This window comes from Streptomyces sp. NPDC059003 (genome assembly GCF_042740445.1).
Lineage (GTDB): Bacteria > Actinomycetota > Actinomycetes > Streptomycetales > Streptomycetaceae > Streptomyces.
On sequence record NZ_JBHYJH010000019.1, the window covers coordinates 36,881 to 52,394 of the forward strand.

At 72.8% G+C, this 15,514-nt stretch carries 11 protein-coding genes; 4 read left to right on the forward strand and 7 right to left on the reverse strand.

Annotated features, from left to right (window positions below; translation table 11 throughout):
* Positions 1-39: 39 nt before the first annotated feature.
* The 7 genes from murD to rsmH all read right to left on the reverse strand — a co-directional run bounded on the left by murD (position 40) and on the right by rsmH (position 9,371).
* Entirely contained in the window at positions 40-1,473 is a 1,434-nt protein-coding gene (gene murD / locus ACFWZ5_RS10710; protein WP_384890624.1) for a UDP-N-acetylmuramoyl-L-alanine--D-glutamate ligase, read from the reverse strand.
* Entirely contained in the window at positions 1,455-2,528 is a 1,074-nt protein-coding gene (gene mraY / locus ACFWZ5_RS10715) for a phospho-N-acetylmuramoyl-pentapeptide-transferase (RefSeq protein WP_384801288.1), read from the reverse strand. The genes murD and mraY overlap by 19 nt, the downstream gene beginning before the upstream one ends.
* Entirely contained in the window at positions 2,525-3,961 is a 1,437-nt protein-coding gene (murF, locus tag ACFWZ5_RS10720) for a UDP-N-acetylmuramoyl-tripeptide--D-alanyl-D-alanine ligase (RefSeq protein ID WP_384801285.1), read from the reverse strand. Before murF ends, mraY begins: the two co-directional genes overlap by 4 nt.
* 4 nt (positions 3,962-3,965) lie before the next feature.
* The gene (locus ACFWZ5_RS10725) at positions 3,966-5,666 is read right to left on the reverse strand and encodes a UDP-N-acetylmuramoyl-L-alanyl-D-glutamate--2,6-diaminopimelate ligase (protein WP_384801282.1); all 1,701 of its coding nucleotides are present in this window, start codon (positions 5,664-5,666) and stop codon (positions 3,966-3,968) included.
* 13 nt (positions 5,667-5,679) lie between these two features.
* A complete protein-coding gene (locus ACFWZ5_RS10730) occupies positions 5,680-7,698 on the reverse strand; it encodes a peptidoglycan D,D-transpeptidase FtsI family protein (RefSeq protein WP_384890627.1) in 2,019 nt (672 codons plus the stop codon).
* A gap of 5 nt (positions 7,699-7,703) precedes the next feature.
* A complete protein-coding gene (locus tag ACFWZ5_RS10735; RefSeq protein ID WP_384890630.1) occupies positions 7,704-8,279 on the reverse strand; it encodes a septum formation initiator family protein in 576 nt (191 codons plus the stop codon).
* A gap of 132 nt (positions 8,280-8,411) precedes the next feature.
* Positions 8,412-9,371, reverse strand: coding sequence for a 16S rRNA (cytosine(1402)-N(4))-methyltransferase RsmH (gene rsmH, locus ACFWZ5_RS10740; RefSeq protein WP_384805156.1), 960 nt, complete (start codon positions 9,369-9,371; stop codon positions 8,412-8,414).
* A gap of 394 nt (positions 9,372-9,765) precedes the next feature.
* Here rsmH and ACFWZ5_RS10745 point away from each other — a divergent pair, with 394 nt between their 5' ends.
* The 4 genes from ACFWZ5_RS10745 to ACFWZ5_RS10760 all read left to right on the forward strand — a co-directional run bounded on the left by ACFWZ5_RS10745 (position 9,766) and on the right by ACFWZ5_RS10760 (position 15,439).
* Entirely contained in the window at positions 9,766-10,353 is a 588-nt protein-coding gene (locus tag ACFWZ5_RS10745) for a beta-class carbonic anhydrase (RefSeq protein WP_384805158.1), read from the forward strand.
* 282 nt (positions 10,354-10,635) lie between these two features.
* A complete protein-coding gene (locus ACFWZ5_RS10750; RefSeq protein WP_384805160.1) occupies positions 10,636-11,655 on the forward strand; it encodes an AAA family ATPase in 1,020 nt (339 codons plus the stop codon).
* A complete protein-coding gene (locus ACFWZ5_RS10755) occupies positions 11,655-13,022 on the forward strand; it encodes a DUF58 domain-containing protein (RefSeq protein ID WP_384805162.1) in 1,368 nt (455 codons plus the stop codon). Before ACFWZ5_RS10750 ends, ACFWZ5_RS10755 begins: the two co-directional genes overlap by 1 nt.
* On the forward strand, positions 13,019-15,439 hold the full coding sequence (locus ACFWZ5_RS10760) for a transglutaminaseTgpA domain-containing protein (RefSeq protein WP_384805164.1): 2,421 nt from the start codon (positions 13,019-13,021) through the stop codon (positions 15,437-15,439). Before ACFWZ5_RS10755 ends, ACFWZ5_RS10760 begins: the two co-directional genes overlap by 4 nt.
* Positions 15,440-15,514 lie beyond the last annotated feature (75 nt).

The following is a 15,514-nucleotide window of genomic DNA, read 5'->3' on the forward strand; positions in this document are numbered from 1 at the left end:
GCCGGGTGCCTGACGTCGGCGCCCCACGCAGGGCCCGCGTCAGGCGCTCGCGCCGAGTTCGCGAACCGCTGCCGCGAACGCGTCACCACGCTTGTTGTAGTTGGTGAACATGTCCATCGACGCACAGGCCGGGGCCATCAGGACGGTGTCCCCCGGCTCCGCGAGCCGTGCCGCCTGCCGTACCGCTTCGGACATCGCACCAGTGTCGGTCCGGTCGAGGTCCACGACGGGTACTTCCGGCGCGTGTCGCGCGAGGGCTTCCCTGATCAGCGCGCGGTCGGCGCCGATCAGAACGACGCCGCGCAGGCGCTTCGCCGACGTGGTGACGAGCTCGTCGAAGGTCGCGCCCTTGGCGAGCCCGCCCGCGATCCACACGATCGACTCGTACGCCGCCAACGAGGCCTGGGCCGCGTGGGTGTTGGTGGCCTTGGAGTCGTCGACGTAGGCGACGTCCGCGACGTCCGCGACGTGCTCGATGCGGTGGGCGTCCGGGCGGAAGGCCCGCAGGCCGTCGCGGACGGCCGCCGGCTCCACGCCGAAGGCCCGCGCGAGCGCCGCCGCCGCGAGGGCGTTGGCGATGTTGTGCGGGGCCGAAGGACGCACGTCGGAGATCTCGGCGAGCTCCTGGGCCTGCTTCTGGCGGTCCGGTACGAAGGCACGGTCGACCAGGATGCCGTCCACGACGCCGAGTTGCGAGGGGGCCGGGGCGGTCAGGGTGAAGCCGATGGCGCGGCAGCCCTCCTCGACGTCGGCCTCGCGGACCAGGTCCTCGGTGGCCTGGTCCGCGACGTTGTAGACGCACGCCACCCGGTTGCCCTCGTAGACGCGGCCCTTGTCGGCGGCGTACGCCTCCATGGAGCCGTGCCAGTCGAGGTGGTCGGGGGCCAGGTTGAGGACGGCCGCGGAGTGGGCGCGCACGGAGGGCGCCCAGTGCAGCTGGTAGCTGGAGAGCTCGACGGCGAGGACGTCGTACGCGTCGTCGCCCTCCTGGACGACGTCGACGATCGGCGTGCCAATGTTGCCGACGGCGGCGGTGCGCAGGCCCGCGGCCGTCAGGATGGACGCGAGCATCTGCGTCGTCGTGGTCTTGCCGTTGGTGCCCGTGATCGCGAGCCAGGGGGCGGCGCCGGGGCCGCGCAGGCGCCAGGCGATCTCGACGTCGCCGACGACGTCGACGCCCGCCGCCGCGGCGGCCGCGAAGAGCGGGCTGTCCGGCTTCCAGCCCGGCGAGGTCACCACCAGGTCGGTGCCGTCCGGAAGCGTTTCAGCATCTCCCAGGCGTACGGAGATGTCCGCGCTCTCCAGCGCGGCCGCCCGCTCGCGGTGGGCCTCGGTGGCGCCCCCGTCCACGACGGTGACCCGCGCGCCGAGGCCGGCGAGGGCGCGCGCGGCGCTGATGCCGCTCACGCCGAGCCCGGCGACGGTGATCCGCTTGCCCCGGAATTCCACGGACGTCACTTCTTGGCTGCCCATCCCGCGTAGAAGAGGCCGAGACCGACGATCACGCACATGCCCTGGATGATCCAGAAGCGGACCACGACCAGGACCTCGGACCAGCCCTTGAGTTCGAAGTGATGCTGGAGTGGCGCCATCCGGAAGACCCGCTTGCCCGTCAGGCGGAAGGAGCCGACCTGGATGACCACCGACATGGTGATGAGGACGAAGAGGCCGCCGAGGAGGGCGAGCAGCAGCTCCGTGCGGGAGCAGATCGCGAGGCCGGCGAGGGCGCCGCCGAGGGCGAGGGAACCGGTGTCACCCATGAAGATCTTCGCGGGCGAGGTGTTCCACCACAGGAAGCCGAAGCAGGCGCCCATCAGCGCCGAGGCCACGACGGCCAGGTCGAGTGGGTCTCTGACCTCGAAACAGGCCGCCGGGTTGGTGAGGTCCGACGCGTTGGCGCAGGACTCCTGGAACTGCCAGACGCCGATGAACGTGTACGCGCCGAAGACCATCACGGACGCGCCGGTGGCGAGGCCGTCGAGGCCGTCGGTGAGGTTCACGCCGTTCGACATCGCGAGGATCATGAACAGCGCCCAGACGACGAAGAGCACCGGGCCGATCGACCAGCCGAAGTCCTCCGCGAAGGACAGCTTCGTCGACGCCGGGGTCTGGCCGCGGCTGTCGGCGAACTGCAGCGAGATCACGGCGAAGGACACGCCGACGATCAGCTGGCCCGCCATCTTCGCCTTGGCCCGCAGGCCGAGGGAGCGCCGCTTGACGATCTTGATGTAGTCGTCGAGGAAGCCGACCAGGCCCATGCCCGCCATCAGGCCGAGCACGAGCAGACCGGAGATGGTCGGCTCGGCACCGGTGATGATCTTGCTCAGGAAGTACGCGATGAGGGTCGCCAGGATGAAGGCGATACCACCCATGGTCGGCGTGCCGCGCTTGCTGTGGTGCTCGCGGGGGCCGTCGTCGCGGATGTACTGGCCGTAGCCCTTGCGCGCAAGGAGCTTGATCAGCAGGGGCGTCCCGACCAGGGTCAGGAAAAGACCGATCACCCCCGCGAAGAGGATCTGCTTCATCATCGGGCGTCAACTCCGCCCGTGGTGCCGGCCGCGTCGACGGCGTCGTCTACGAGTGCTTGCGCGACCCGCTCCAGACCCACCGATCTGGAAGCCTTCACCAGCACGACGTCTCCTGGGCGCAGCTCGCTGCGCAGCAGGTCGACCGCCGCCTGTGCGTCGGACACGTGCACCGACTCCTCACCCCACGAACCCTCGTTGTATGCGCCCAGTTGGAGCCAGGACGCTTCCCTGCCCCCGACTGCCACGAGCTTGTTCACGTTCAGCCGGACGGCAAGGCGTCCGACCGCGTCGTGCTCGGCGAGCCCCTCGTCACCGAGCTCGGCCATGTGGCCGAGCACCGCCCACGTGCGACCTCCCCTGGCCCGTGCGGCCTCGCCCATGGCGGCCAGGGCGCGCAGGGCCGCTCGCATGGACTCGGGGTTCGCGTTGTAGGCGTCGTTGACAACGGTCACGCCGTCCGGGCGCTCGGTGACCTCCATCCGCCAGCGGGACAGCGTGCCCGCATCGGAGAGCGCGACGGCGATCTCGTCCACGGACATGCCCAGCTCATGGGCGACGGCGGCCGCGGCGAGCGCGTTCGACACGTGGTGCTCACCGTACAGGCGCAGGCTCACGTCGCTGCACCCGGAGGGTGTGGTCAGCGTGAAGGACGGCTGTCCGTTCTCCGTGAGCCGGACATTCTCGGCGCGTACGTCGGCGTCCTCGGCCTCTCCGAAGAGCAGCACCCGGGCCTTCGTACGCGACGCCATGGCGCGCACCAGCGGGTCGTCGGCGTTGAGGATCGCGGCGCCGTCGGCGGGCAGCGCCTCGACCAGCTCACCCTTTGCTTCCGCGATCTGCTCGCGGCCGCCGAACTCGCCGATGTGGGCGGTGCCGACGTTCAGGACGAGGCCGATCCGGGGCGGCGTGAGCTCCGTCAGGTACCGGATGTGGCCGATGCCGCGGGCGCCCATCTCCAGGACGAGGAACCGGGTCTCCTCGGTGGCGGACAGGGCGGTCAGCGGGAGCCCGATCTCGTTGTTGAGCGAGCCCGGCGTCCACACCGTCGGCGCCTTGCGCTGGAGCACCTGGGCGATCAGGTCCTTGGTGCTGGTCTTGCCCGCGGAGCCGGTGAGGGCGACGAGGGTCGTGCCGAGCCGCGCCACGACGTGCCGGGCGAGGGCGCCGAGCGCCGTCTGCACGTCGTCGACGACGATGGCGGGCACGCCGACGGGCCGCTGCGCGAGCACGGCGACGGCGCCGGCCCCGACGACCTGGGCCGCGTAGTCGTGGCCGTCGACGCGCTCGCCGACGAACGCGGCGAACAGGCCGCCGGGCTCCACCTCACGGGAGTCCCTGACGACCGGAGCGGTCACCTGGAGCGACGGATCCGGTATGTCGTACGTCTGCCCGCCGACGACGGTGGCGATCTCGGCGAGGGAGAGGGCGATCACAACTTCATCCCTGGGTTTGCTCGATAGCTTCGCGAAGCACCTGGCGGTCGTCGAAGGGACGGACCACTCCGGCGATGTCCTGGCCCTGCTCGTGTCCCTTGCCCGCGACGAGGACGGTGTCGCCGGGGCGCGCGCGGGCGACGGCCGCGGCGATCGCGGCGGCCCGGTCCTCGAAGACGGCGACCTCGCCGCGCTCGTGGGCGGGCACGTCGGCGGCGCCCGCGAGCATCGTCGCCAGGATCGCGAGGGGGTCCTCGCCGCGGGGGTTGTCGGAGGTCAGTACGGCGGTGTCGGCGAGCCGGGCCGCGGCGGCGCCCATCGGCTTCCGCTTGGTCCGGTCGCGGTCGCCGCCGCAGCCGAGCACGATGTGCAGCTTGCCCTCGGTGACCTTGCGCAGCGCGCGCAGGACCGATTCGACGGCGTCCGTCTTGTGGGCGTAGTCGACGACCGCGAGGTAGTCCTGCCCGGCGTCGACGCGCTCCAGGCGGCCGGGGACACCGGGCACGGCGGCGACGCCGTCGGCGGCCTCCTGCGGGTCGATCCCGGCGACGGCGAGGGAGACGATCGCGGCGAGCGTGTTGGCGACGTTGAACGGGCCCGCGAGCGGCGACCGGGCGGCGATCCGCTCGCCCTTGGGGCCGACGGCGGTGAACGTCGAGTCGAGCGGACCGACTTGGACGTCCTCGGCGCGCCAGTCGGCGTCCGGGTGGCCCTCGGCGGAGAAGCTGGTGACCGGCAGCTCGGACTCGGCAAGGAGCCGGCGCCCGTACGCGTCGTCGAGGTTGACCACGCCGAGCCGGGCGCGCCGCTTGGTGAACAGCTGCGCCTTGGCCTGGAAGTAGTCCTCCATGTCGGAGTGGAACTCCATGTGCTCCGGGCTGAGGTTGTTGAAGACGGCGACGTCGAAGACGCAGCCGTCGACCCGGCCGAGCACGAGGGCGTGGCTGGAGACCTCCATCGCGACCGCCTGGACGCCGCGCTCGCGCATCACCGCGAACAGCGCCTGCAGGTCGGTGGCTTCCGGCGTGGTGCGCTCGGACTTGATGCGGGTCTCGCCGATGCGCATCTCGACCGTACCGATCAATCCGGTGCTGCGGACCGCCTTCAGCCCGCCCTCGATGAGGTAGGCCGTCGTGGTCTTGCCGGACGTTCCGGTGATGCCGATCTGCAGCAGGTCGCGGCCCGGGTGGCCGTACACCGTCGCGGCCAGCTCGCCCATCCGGCCGCGCGGGTCGTCGACGACGAGGACCGGCAGGCCGGTGGCGGCGGCGCGGTCGGCGCCGGTCGGGTCGGTGAGGATCGCGGCGGCACCGTGGTCGGCGGCCTGGGCGACGAAGTCGGCGCCGTGCAGGCGGGCGCCGGGAAGCGCGGCGTAGATGTCGCCGGGGCGGACGGCGCGCGAGTCATGGGTGATGCCGGTGATGCCTGGCGACGTGCCCGGGGCGGCGGCCCCCAGCTGATCGGCGAGCTCCGCGAGGGGGGTGGCGGAGACCTGGGCCGGACGTGGCGGTCCCGGATAGGTCACGGGAGCGCCCTTCTGGGTGGTTTGGGACTGATCAGCGTGTGGCACGGCGGTGAGCGTACCGGGCGCACCCCCGGTGGGGCCAAAAGGGAGGGGGCCGTGCGGAGTGCGCGCGGGCGGGGGCGGCGGCGCTGACGAGGTGGGCGAGCGGCGGTTCCCCGGGTCCGGGGTGATCGTTGTCACGAGCGGTTCCTGATCAGGCTCCGGGCTTGCCGGGCGTGGCGGGCCTGCCGGGCTTCTCCGGTTTGCCGGGGGTGAAGGTGACCGGCAGATGGGCCGGAGCGGTGCCGGTGGGCGGGACTTGGAGGGTCTTGAGGGCGAACTGCATGACCTTCTTGTAGATGGGTCCGCAGATCTGGCCGCCGTAGTAGCTGCCCTTCTTGGCGTTCTGGATGACGCAGTAGACGGTGACGCGCGGCTTGTCGACGGGCGCGAACCCGGCGAACGACGAGGTGTAGCCGTGGTAGCGGCCGGTCTGGGGGTCGACGCGGTTGGCCGTGCCGGTCTTGCCCGCGACGCGGTAGCCGGGGATGCGGGCCCTGGTGCCCGTGCCCTCCTGGTCGTCGACGACGGACTCCAGCATCTGCGCGACGGTCCGCGCGGTCTTCTCGCTGACCACCCGGTTCTTCCGGGGTGCGGGCGCGGGCGTGAAGCGGCCGTCGGGGCCCTTCGTGCCGCGGACGAGCGTCGGTTCGACGCGTACGCCGCCGTTGGCGATCGTCGAGTACACGGAGGCCGCCTGCATGGCGTTGATCGAGACGCCCTGGCCGAACGGGATGGTGAACTGCTGCGAGGTGGACCACTTCTCGGGCGGCGCGAGGATGCCCTTGGTCTCGCCCGGGAAGCCGAGCCCGGTGGGCTTGCCGATGCCGAACTTCCGCAGATACGAGTGGAGGACCTTGTTGGCCTCCCGCTGCGTGTCGCCGAGCTCGCCCGTGGCGAGGATCGTGCCGATGTTGCTGGACTTGGCGAGCACGCCGTTGAGCGTGAGGTACCAGGTCGGGTGGTCGATGTCGTCCTGGAAGAGACGGTCGCCGCGGTGCAGCCGGTTGGGCACGGTCACGCGGGTGCCGGGCGTGGCCGCGTTCTCCTCCAGGACGGCGGCCATCGACATGATCTTGGCGGTGGAGCCCGGCTCGTACGCGTCCTGGAGCGCCGCGTTGCCGAGGCTGGCGCCCGCGGCCCCCGACAGGTCGTTCGGGTCGAAGCCCGGGGCGTTGGCCATGGCGAGCACCTCGCCGGTCCTGGTGTCCTGCACGATCACGTAGCCGCGGTCGGCCCTGGACTTCTTGACCTGCTCGGTGATGGCGTCCTGGGCGGCCCACTGGATGTCGCGGTCGATGGTCAGCTCGACGTCCGAGCCGGGCACGGCGGGCGTCTCGGTGCTGCCCGCGGTGGGCACCTGGTGGCCGCCGGACTGGGCGTAGCGGATCTCGCCCTGCTTGCCCGCGAGCTTCTTGTTCAGCTGCTGCTCGACCCCGCCGCCGCCCTTGCCGTCGGCGTTGACCCAGCCCAGTATCCCGGCGGCGAGGCCGTCGTTCGGGTACACGCGCTTGCTGGTGGGCACGGCGAAGACGCCCGCGAGGACGTTCACCGCCTTGGGGTCGGCGCCCGCCTTGTCGGCGAGCGTGGCGCGCAGGTCCTTGATCTGCTTCCAGACCTGCGGGGACTCGCGTCGGGAGAGCAGCGTGAAGCGTGTGTCCGGCGTCTTCAGCTTCTCGGTGAGGCGCTCGGCGTCCTCGTCGAGGATGGGCGCGAGCAGCGCGGCGGCCTGCTCGGGCGCGTCCCCGATCCGCGTCTCCTTCTTCGTGAAGAGGGAGGGGTCGGCCGTGATGTCGTACGCGTCCACGCTGGTGGCGAGTTCGACTCCCCTGCGGTCGGTGATGGCCCCGCGCTCGGCGGCGATCTTGTGCCGGGAGTACCGGTTCTTCTCGGCCTTGGTGGCGTACACGTCCGCGTCGACGGCCTGCACCTGGAAGAGCCGCACCACGAACGCCAGCATCACCAGGGTCAGGCCGAGGCTGACCATGCGCAGGCGGGGCCGGGGGCTGCCCAGGCGGATGGTCTTGGGCCGCCCCGGTGCCGCCGGGCGCGGGGCGCGCGCGGCGGGCCGGGAGCCGGGTCCCGGGCGGCGCTGACCGGCGCCGTCCCGTGCGGGGCGCGAGGGCCGTGCCGGTCCCGGGACGCGGCGGCGCGGAGGTTCCCTGTCGCTCACTGACGTCACCTGCCGGAGGTCGTGGGGGCTGGCTTCGCGGACGGTGCTGGGGGTGACGTCGGCCCCGGCGGCTCGGGCGCGGGGCCCGCCGACGGCGCGTCGGACGGGCCGGTGGCGGCGGCCACCGGCGACGGCGCGGGCACCGGCGACGCGGGCGGGGCCGGGGGCAGGAGCGCGGGCGGGCGGGCCGCGGACTCGTGCAGCGCGGACGGCGCCGCGGCGGCGGGGCCGGGGACGCCGCGGACGGTGCCGTCGGGGTTCAGGAAGGCCGGGTCGCCGCCGGGGACCATGCCGAGCTCGCGTGCGCGGCGCTGGAGCGCGTCCGGCGCGGCGTACTCGTCGACCTCCTTCTGCAGCTCCTGCTCCTCGTCGGTGAGCTCCTGGGTGTCCTTCTTCAACTTGCTGAGCTGGAAGGACCCTTCGTTGAGCGAGGAGTTGAGCAGCAGGAGCGTGATCAGGCCGCCGCCGAGCAGCAGCACGACCAGGAGCGTGAAGGGGGTGCGGGCGGCCTGGCTCGGGCCCGCGGGCAGCAGCCGCGCGAGCCGCGCCGCCCTCCCCCGCAGCTGGGGTTTCCTGCTCATGGAGCCTCCTCGCGGACGCGTCTCAGGCGGCTTCTGACGGGGTCTTTCGGGTCTGACAGGTCTGACGGGTCTGACCGGTCCGACGGATCCGCTGCACGGATTCCGGTGCGGTCCCGCGCCGGGCGGTGCCGGTCACAAGGCGTCCTCGCGGATGCGCTCGGCCCCGCGCAGGCGGGCCGGTGCGGCCCTGCGGTTCTCGGCGATCTCCTCGTCGGTGGGGAGTTCGGCGCCGCGCGTGAGCAGCTTGAGCCGGGGCTGGTACTGCTCGGGCACCACCGGCAGGCCGGGCGGCGCCGTGGTGGCGGCACCGGCCGCGAACACCTGCTTGACCAGGCGGTCCTCAAGGGAGTGGTACGACAGGACGGCGATCCGGCCGCCCACGGCGAGCGCCTTCACGGCCGCCGGAATGGCCCGCTCCAGAACGCTGAGCTCGCCGTTGACCTCGATGCGCAGGGCCTGGAAGGTGCGCTTGGCGGGGTTGCCGCCGGTGCGCTTGGCGGCCTGCGGCAGCGCGTCCCTGATGAGCTCGACGAGCCGCGCGCTGTTGCTGAACGGCTCCTTCTCGCGCTCGCGCACGACGGCCGACACGATCCGCTTGGCCTGCTTCTCCTCGCCGTACGCCCGCAGGATCCGCACCAGCTCGCCCGGCGGGTAGGTGTTGAGCACCTCGGCCGCGCTCATGCCGGTCGTCTGGTCCATGCGCATGTCGAGCGGCGCGTCCTGCGCGTACGCGAAGCCGCGGTCCGCCTCGTCCAGCTGCATGGAGGACACGCCGAGGTCGAACAGGACGCCCTGGACGCGCGGGATGCCGAGCCGGTCGAGCACGTCGGGCAGCTCGTCGTAGACCGCGTGCACGAGCGTCGCCCGGTCCCCGTACGGGGCGAGCCGCTCGCCGGACAGGCGCAGCGCTTCCTTGTCGCGGTCGAGGCCGATGAGGCGGGCCGAGGGGAAGGCGGCGAGCAGCGCCTCGCTGTGGCCGCCGAGCCCGAGGGTGCAGTCGACGACGACGGCCCCCGGCTGCGCGAGCGCCGGGGCCAACACGTCCAGGCACCGCTGGAGCATCACCGGGACATGTCGACTGTTGCCGCTCAAGGGGCCCTCTCAGGTCCGGCGGGCTCGTGCGCACCGCCGGATCCCCGCCGCTCGAAGAAGGGAGCCGGGCCGCCGGCGCCTGTCGAAGGGGCGTCAGCCGACCGGGAGCGGGAGGAGGCCGAGCCGTACGTACGCGCCACGCACGTGGGGGGATTCTGGGAATCTCCGGGATCTACCAGCAGGGAGCAGGTCGGCTCTCCCGCTTCGCGTCACTTTAGTCCACCCTGTCTCGCGGTCAATCAACCGGCCTGCGCGGCGCGTGCCGGGCCGCGTCGGGCGCCGCGCGCCCCGCGGCGTCACCCGTTCGGCCCCGGCCTGGTCGACCCTGTGGGTTAGCTCACAACAAGAGCCATTGACGTTCTTTGTCCGTTCTCACAGCGGGCTCCCACGATCGATGACCATTACCGTCGACTTCATGTCGACTTCTCCCTCGGGTTCTCCCACGGGCCGCACCCCCGCGGAGCCCACCGGCGGCATAGCCGTCAACGGCACCGTCACCGACCGGCTCGTCGAGGCGAACCAGCGGTACGCCGCCGACTTCACGGACCCCGGCATGGACGCCCGCCCCGTCCTGCGGGTCGCCGTCGTCGCCTGCATGGACGCCCGTCTCGACCTGCACGACGCGCTCGGCCTCGACCTCGGCGACTGCCACACCATCCGCAACGCGGGCGGCGTGGTCACCGACGACGTCATCCGCTCCCTGACCATCAGCCAGCGGGCCCTCGGCACCCGCAGCGTGGTCCTCATCCACCACACGGGCTGCGGTCTCGAGTCGCTCACCGAGGACTTCCGGCACGAGCTCGAGGACGAGGTCGGCCAGCGGCCGCCGTGGGCGGTGGAGGCGTTCCGCGACGTCGACCAGGACGTGCGGCAGTCCATGCAGCGCGTGCGGACCTCGCCGTTCCTGCTGCACTCCGACGACGTGCGGGGATTCGTCTTCGACGTGAAGACGGGGCTGCTGCGCGAGATCGATCCTGCGTGACCGGATCGACAGTGTGTGACGGGTGAGTACCGGGTACCGGACAATCTTCGGCGCCCGAAACACCGCAAGACCCGACATAACGCCGCCAGTTATCCACAGGCGAGTGACACGAACCGGTAAGCCCAACAAGAATGCGTGTGTGGCATCACGCTGAACCATTCACGCGTGGTGTCCGTGTTTCGGGGTGGGCCGGTCCGCACGCGAGCGTCGGCCCGGGGAACCAGCAAAAAAGAGGTATCCCTTGCTCCTTGTCGAGCGCGGGGAAGGGCCGAGGAGGGCCGGGTGACGACCTATGACGATCGAGCGAGCCTCACAGATCTGACCACGACTGCGGAGCGGGTCCGCAGGTCGGTCGAAGGTGTGATCGAGGGCAAGCCGGAGGTCGTACGGCTTTCGCTAACGGTGCTGCTCGCGGAGGGGCACCTGCTCATCGAAGACGTGCCGGGCGTGGGCAAGACCATGCTCGCCAAGGCACTCGCCAAGTCCATCGACTGCTCGGTCCGGCGCATCCAGTTCACGCCGGACCTGCTGCCGTCGGACATCACGGGCGTGTCCATCTGGGACCAGCAGCGCCGTGACTTCGAGTTCAAGCCGGGAGCGATCTTCGCGCAGATCGTGATCGGCGACGAGATCAACCGCGCGTCTCCGAAGACGCAGTCCGCGCTCCTGGAGTCCATGGAGGAGCGCCAGGTCACCATCGACGGGCAGACGTACGAGCTGCCCAGCCCCTTCATGGTGGTGGCCACGCAGAACCCCGTGGAGATGGAGGGCACGTATCCGCTCCCCGAGGCGCAGCGCGACCGCTTCATGGCGCGCGTCTCGATCGGCTATCCGGGGCCGGAGGCCGAGCTGCAGATGCTGGACGTGCACGGCGGCGTGTCGCCGCTGGACGACCTCCAGCCGGTGGCGCACGCGCACGACATGGTGAAGCTCATCGACGCGGTCCGCACGGTCCACGTCGCCGACTCCGTGCGGCGGTACGCGGTCGACCTGGTCGCCGCCACGCGCAACCACCCGGACCTGAGACTCGGCGCGTCCCCCCGCGCGACGCTGCACCTGCTGCGCGCCGCGAAGGCGTCGGCGGCGCTCAGCGGCCGCGACTTCGCGCTGCCTGACGACGTGCAGGCGCTGGCCGTCGCGGTCCTCGCGCACCGCCTGCTGCCCACGGCCCAGGCGCAGTTGAACCGCCGCACGGCCGAGTCGGTCGTCCTGGAGATCCTGCAGCGCATCCCGGTCCCGGCGTCCCACCAGACCGGCGGAGGGTTCTTCGGCCAGCAGCCGCCCGGCGCGCGGAGGCTGTGATGTCCACCGGGGGGAGGCCCGCGCCGCGCTCCGACGAGGAGCGGGGCGGGCTGCGGACGGCGCTCGCGGGCCTGACCACCCGCGGCCGGTCCTTCTTCGCGGCGGGCATCGCCGCCGCCGTGTGCGCGTACGTCCTCGGCCAGAGCGATCTGCTGCGCGTCGGGCTGCTGCTCGCGGTGCTCCCGCTGGTCTGCTCCGTCGTGCTCTACCGCACGCGCTACCGCGTCGCGGGCAGCCGCCGCCTGTCCCCCGCGCGCGTGCCCGCGGGCTCGGAGGCGCGGGTGCACCTGCGGATGGAGAACGTGTCGCGGCTGCCCACGGGCCTGCTGATGCTCCAGGACCGCGTGCCGTACGTGCTCGGTCCGCGGCCGCGGTTCGTGCTCGACCGCGTGGAAGCGGGCGGGCGCCGCGAGGTGTCCTACCGCGTCCGCTCCGACCTGCGCGGCCGCTATCCGCTCGGCCCGCTCCAGCTGCGCCTCACCGACCCGTTCGGGATGTGCGAGCTGACCCGCTCCTTCTCCACGTACGACACCCTGACGGTGGTCCCGCGCGTGGAGCCGCTGCCGCCGGTGCGCCTGACCGGCGAGGCCAAGGGGTACGGCGACGGCCGGCACCGCTCCCTCGCGCTCGCGGGCGAGGACGACGTCATCCCGCGCGGGTACCGGTACGGCGACGACCTGCGCCGCGTCCACTGGCGCTCCACCGCGCGGTACGGCGAGCTGATGGTGCGCCGAGAGGAGCAGCCGCAGCGCTCCCGCTGCACGGTGCTCCTGGACACCCGAGCGGTGGCCTACCAGGGCGCGGGCCCCGACTCGGCCTTCGAGTGGGCGGTGTCGGGCACGGCGTCCGCGCTGGTGCACATGCTCGAACGGGGCTTCTCGGTACGCCTGTTGACGGACACCGGCAGCTCGCTGCCCGGCGAGGGCGCCGACGGCTTCGCGGGCGCCACCCAGGAGTCGGCGGACGCGGCCGGCCTGATGATGGACACGCTCGCGGTGATCGACCACTCGGACAACACCGGGCTCTCCCGCGCGTACGACGTGCTGCGCGGCGGCAACGAAGGCCTGCTCGTGGCCTTCCTCGGCGACCTGGACGAGGAGCAGGCCGCGGTGCTCGGCAAGATGCGCCAGCGCACCGGGGCGGCCCTCGCCTTCCTCCTGGACAGCCACTCCTGGATCCAGGGTCCGGGGGCGCCGCTGTCGGCACCGGCCGCCGACCGGCTGCGGCTGCTGAGCGAGGCGGGCTGGACGGCGGTCGCCGCCCCGCCCGGGGCACCGCTGGTCGACCTGTGGCGCCAGGCGGACCACCTGCGCACGGGCGCGGGCCCCGCACCGACGGCGGGAACGACGACAGGGGGATGGACATGAGCGGGCGTACGCGGCTCGCGCTGTGCGCCACGGCCGCCACGCTGATGGCGTCGGGTGCGCTGCTGCCGCTCGTCGACAAGGCGTCCTGGCTCGTGCAGGCGGCGATCCTGCTCGCGCTGCAGAGCGGTGTGGGCGGGCTCGCCCGGCGCGTGCCGCTCGCGCGGCCGGTGACCGTGGGCGTCCAGGCCCTGGTGACGCTGCTGCTCCTGACGCTGGTGTTCGCGCGGGAGCAGGCCATCGCCGGGATCGTTCCGGGACCCGACTCCTTCCAGCACCTCAGCCTGCTCCTCGACGCGGGCGGCGACGACGTCGGGCGGTACGCGATCCCGGCGCCGCTCACCGACGGCATCCGGCTGATGCTGGTCGGCGGCGTCCTGGTGGTCGGCCTGGTGGTGGACGCGCTCGCGGTGACGTTCCGCACGGCGGCCCCGGCGGGCCTTCCGCTGCTCGCGCTGTACTCGGTCGCGGCGGGGCTCTCCGACGACGGCGCCGGGTGGCTGTGGTTCCTGCTCGCGGCGGCCGGCTATCTGCTGCTGCTCCTCGCGGAGGGCCGGGACCGGCTCTCGCAGTGGGGCCGGGTCTTCGGCGGCGCGGCGCGGGCGCCCGGGCGGGTCGCCGGTGGCCTGGACGGCGACAGCGGCGCGATCGCCCCGGTGCGCACGGGCCGCCGCATCAGCGCCGTGGCCCTGGGCGTGGCGCTCGTGGTGCCGCTCGCCCTGCCCGCGCTCGACGGCGGCATCCTGGACGACGCGGGCGGCGGCGGTGTCGGCGGCAGCGGCAAGGGCGGCACGATCTCCGCGGTGAACCCGCTGGTCGCCCTCCAGGACAGCCTGAACCAGCCGGAGGACCGCGAGGTCATCTCGTACCGCACGAACGCGAAGGACACCCAGAACCTGTATCTGCGGATCGTCTCGCTCGACCAGTTCGACGGGACGACCTGGAAGACCACCGTCCGGGACATCACGGACGTGCCCGACCGTCTACCGAACCCCCAGGGCCTGTCCCCCACCGTCCGCAGGACGGAGATCCAGACGAACATCTCGGCGGCCGACTCGTACGCGCAGAACTGGCTGCCGATGCCCTACCCGGCGAGCCAGGTGAAGATCGACGGGCGCTGGCGGTACGAGCCCGTGGGCCGTGCCGTCGTCGGCGACCGCGGCCAGACCACGCGCGGCGCGCAGTACTCGGTGAGCAGCCTGGTCATGGAGCCGACGGCCGAGCAGCTCGCGGCGGCGCCCGCGCCGCCCGAGGCGATCGTCCGGGAGTTCACCAAGGTGCCGGACTCGCTGCCGTCGGTGGTGGAGGAGACGGCCCGGAAGGTCACCAAGGGCTCGGCGAACGACTACGAGCGCGCGGTGAAGCTCCAGGAGTGGTTCGCTTCGGAGGGGGGCTTCTCGTACAACACGCAGGTCAGGGCGGGCAGCGGTCCCGCGGCGATCGCCCGGTTCCTGGAGCAGAAGGAGGGCTTCTGCGTCCACTTCTCCTTCGCCATGGCGTCGATGGCGCGCACGCTCGGCATTCCGGCGCGCGTCGCCGTGGGCTTCACGCCGGGTGCCCCTCAGGCGAGCGGCGCGATGTCCGTCGGCCTGAAGGACGCCCACGCCTGGCCTGAGCTGTACTTCGAGGGCGTGGGCTGGACCCGCTTCGAGCCCACGCCGAACCGCGGCTCGGTGCCCGAGTACACCCGCGACGCCGGCCCCTCCGAGGACACGAGCGACCCGGCGGTGCCCGAGCCGTCCACGTCGGCGGCGCCGTCGCAGAAGCCTTCCGAGTCCGCGGACTGCCCGCGTGACCGGCAGCAGCAGGACGGCTGCGCGAGCCCGCTGCCGCAGCTCGCGGGCGGTTCCGGTGACGACGGACCGCCGGTCGGGATGATCGTGGGCGGCTCCCTTGCGGGGCTCCTGGTCCTGGTGGTGCCGCTGCTGCCGATGCTGTGGCGGACCCGGGTGCGCGCGCTGCGCCTCGGGGTCGGCGGGCGCACGGACGCGGACGCGGCGGCGCGGACCCTGGCGGCCTGGCTTGAGGTCACCGACACGGCCTGGGACCACGGGATCGCGCCGGACGAGTCCCGGACCCCGCGCAAGGCGGCCGCCCGGATGGTCGCCGTCGGCCGGCTCGGCCCGGAGGCCGCGCAGGCCGCGCACCGCCTCGCGGCCGCGGTCGAGCAGGTCCTGTACGCGCCGCAGCCGCGGCCCACGTCGGGGCTGCCCGACGACGTGCGGCGCGTGCGGGACGGGCTGCGTGCCTCCGTGAGCCGCTCGACCCGCTGGCGTGCGACGCTCGCGCCCCGCTCGGCCGCCCGGGTGATGTGGTCGGCGTCGGACCGCTGGACGGCGGCCCGGGTCCGGTGGTCGGAGCGGCTCGCCAAGCGCTGGCCGCCGCGGGCGACGCAGCCTCCGGCACGCCAGGAGGGCTGAGCTCGCGGCGTACGCGTCGGGGGGTGACCGCTGGGAGGCGGTCACCCCCCGTTAAGTTTTCGGGGCGGGGTTTCC

Bases quoted from the DNA above. Each gene is read 5' to 3' on its own strand.
- murD (WP_384890624.1), bottom strand. From the start codon at position 1,473: ATGGGCAGCCAAGAAGTGACGTCCGTGGAATTCCGGGGCAAGCGGATC.
- mraY (WP_384801288.1), bottom strand. From the start codon at position 2,528: ATGATGAAGCAGATCCTCTTCGCGGGGGTGATCGGTCTTTTCCTGACC.
- ACFWZ5_RS10735 (WP_384890630.1), bottom strand. From the start codon at position 8,279: ATGAGCAGGAAACCCCAGCTGCGGGGGAGGGCGGCGCGGCTCGCGCGG.
- ACFWZ5_RS10745 (WP_384805158.1), top strand. From the start codon at position 9,766: ATGACCATTACCGTCGACTTCATGTCGACTTCTCCCTCGGGTTCTCCC.
- ACFWZ5_RS10755 (WP_384805162.1), top strand. From the start codon at position 11,655: ATGTCCACCGGGGGGAGGCCCGCGCCGCGCTCCGACGAGGAGCGGGGC.
- ACFWZ5_RS10760 (WP_384805164.1), top strand. From the start codon at position 13,019: ATGAGCGGGCGTACGCGGCTCGCGCTGTGCGCCACGGCCGCCACGCTG.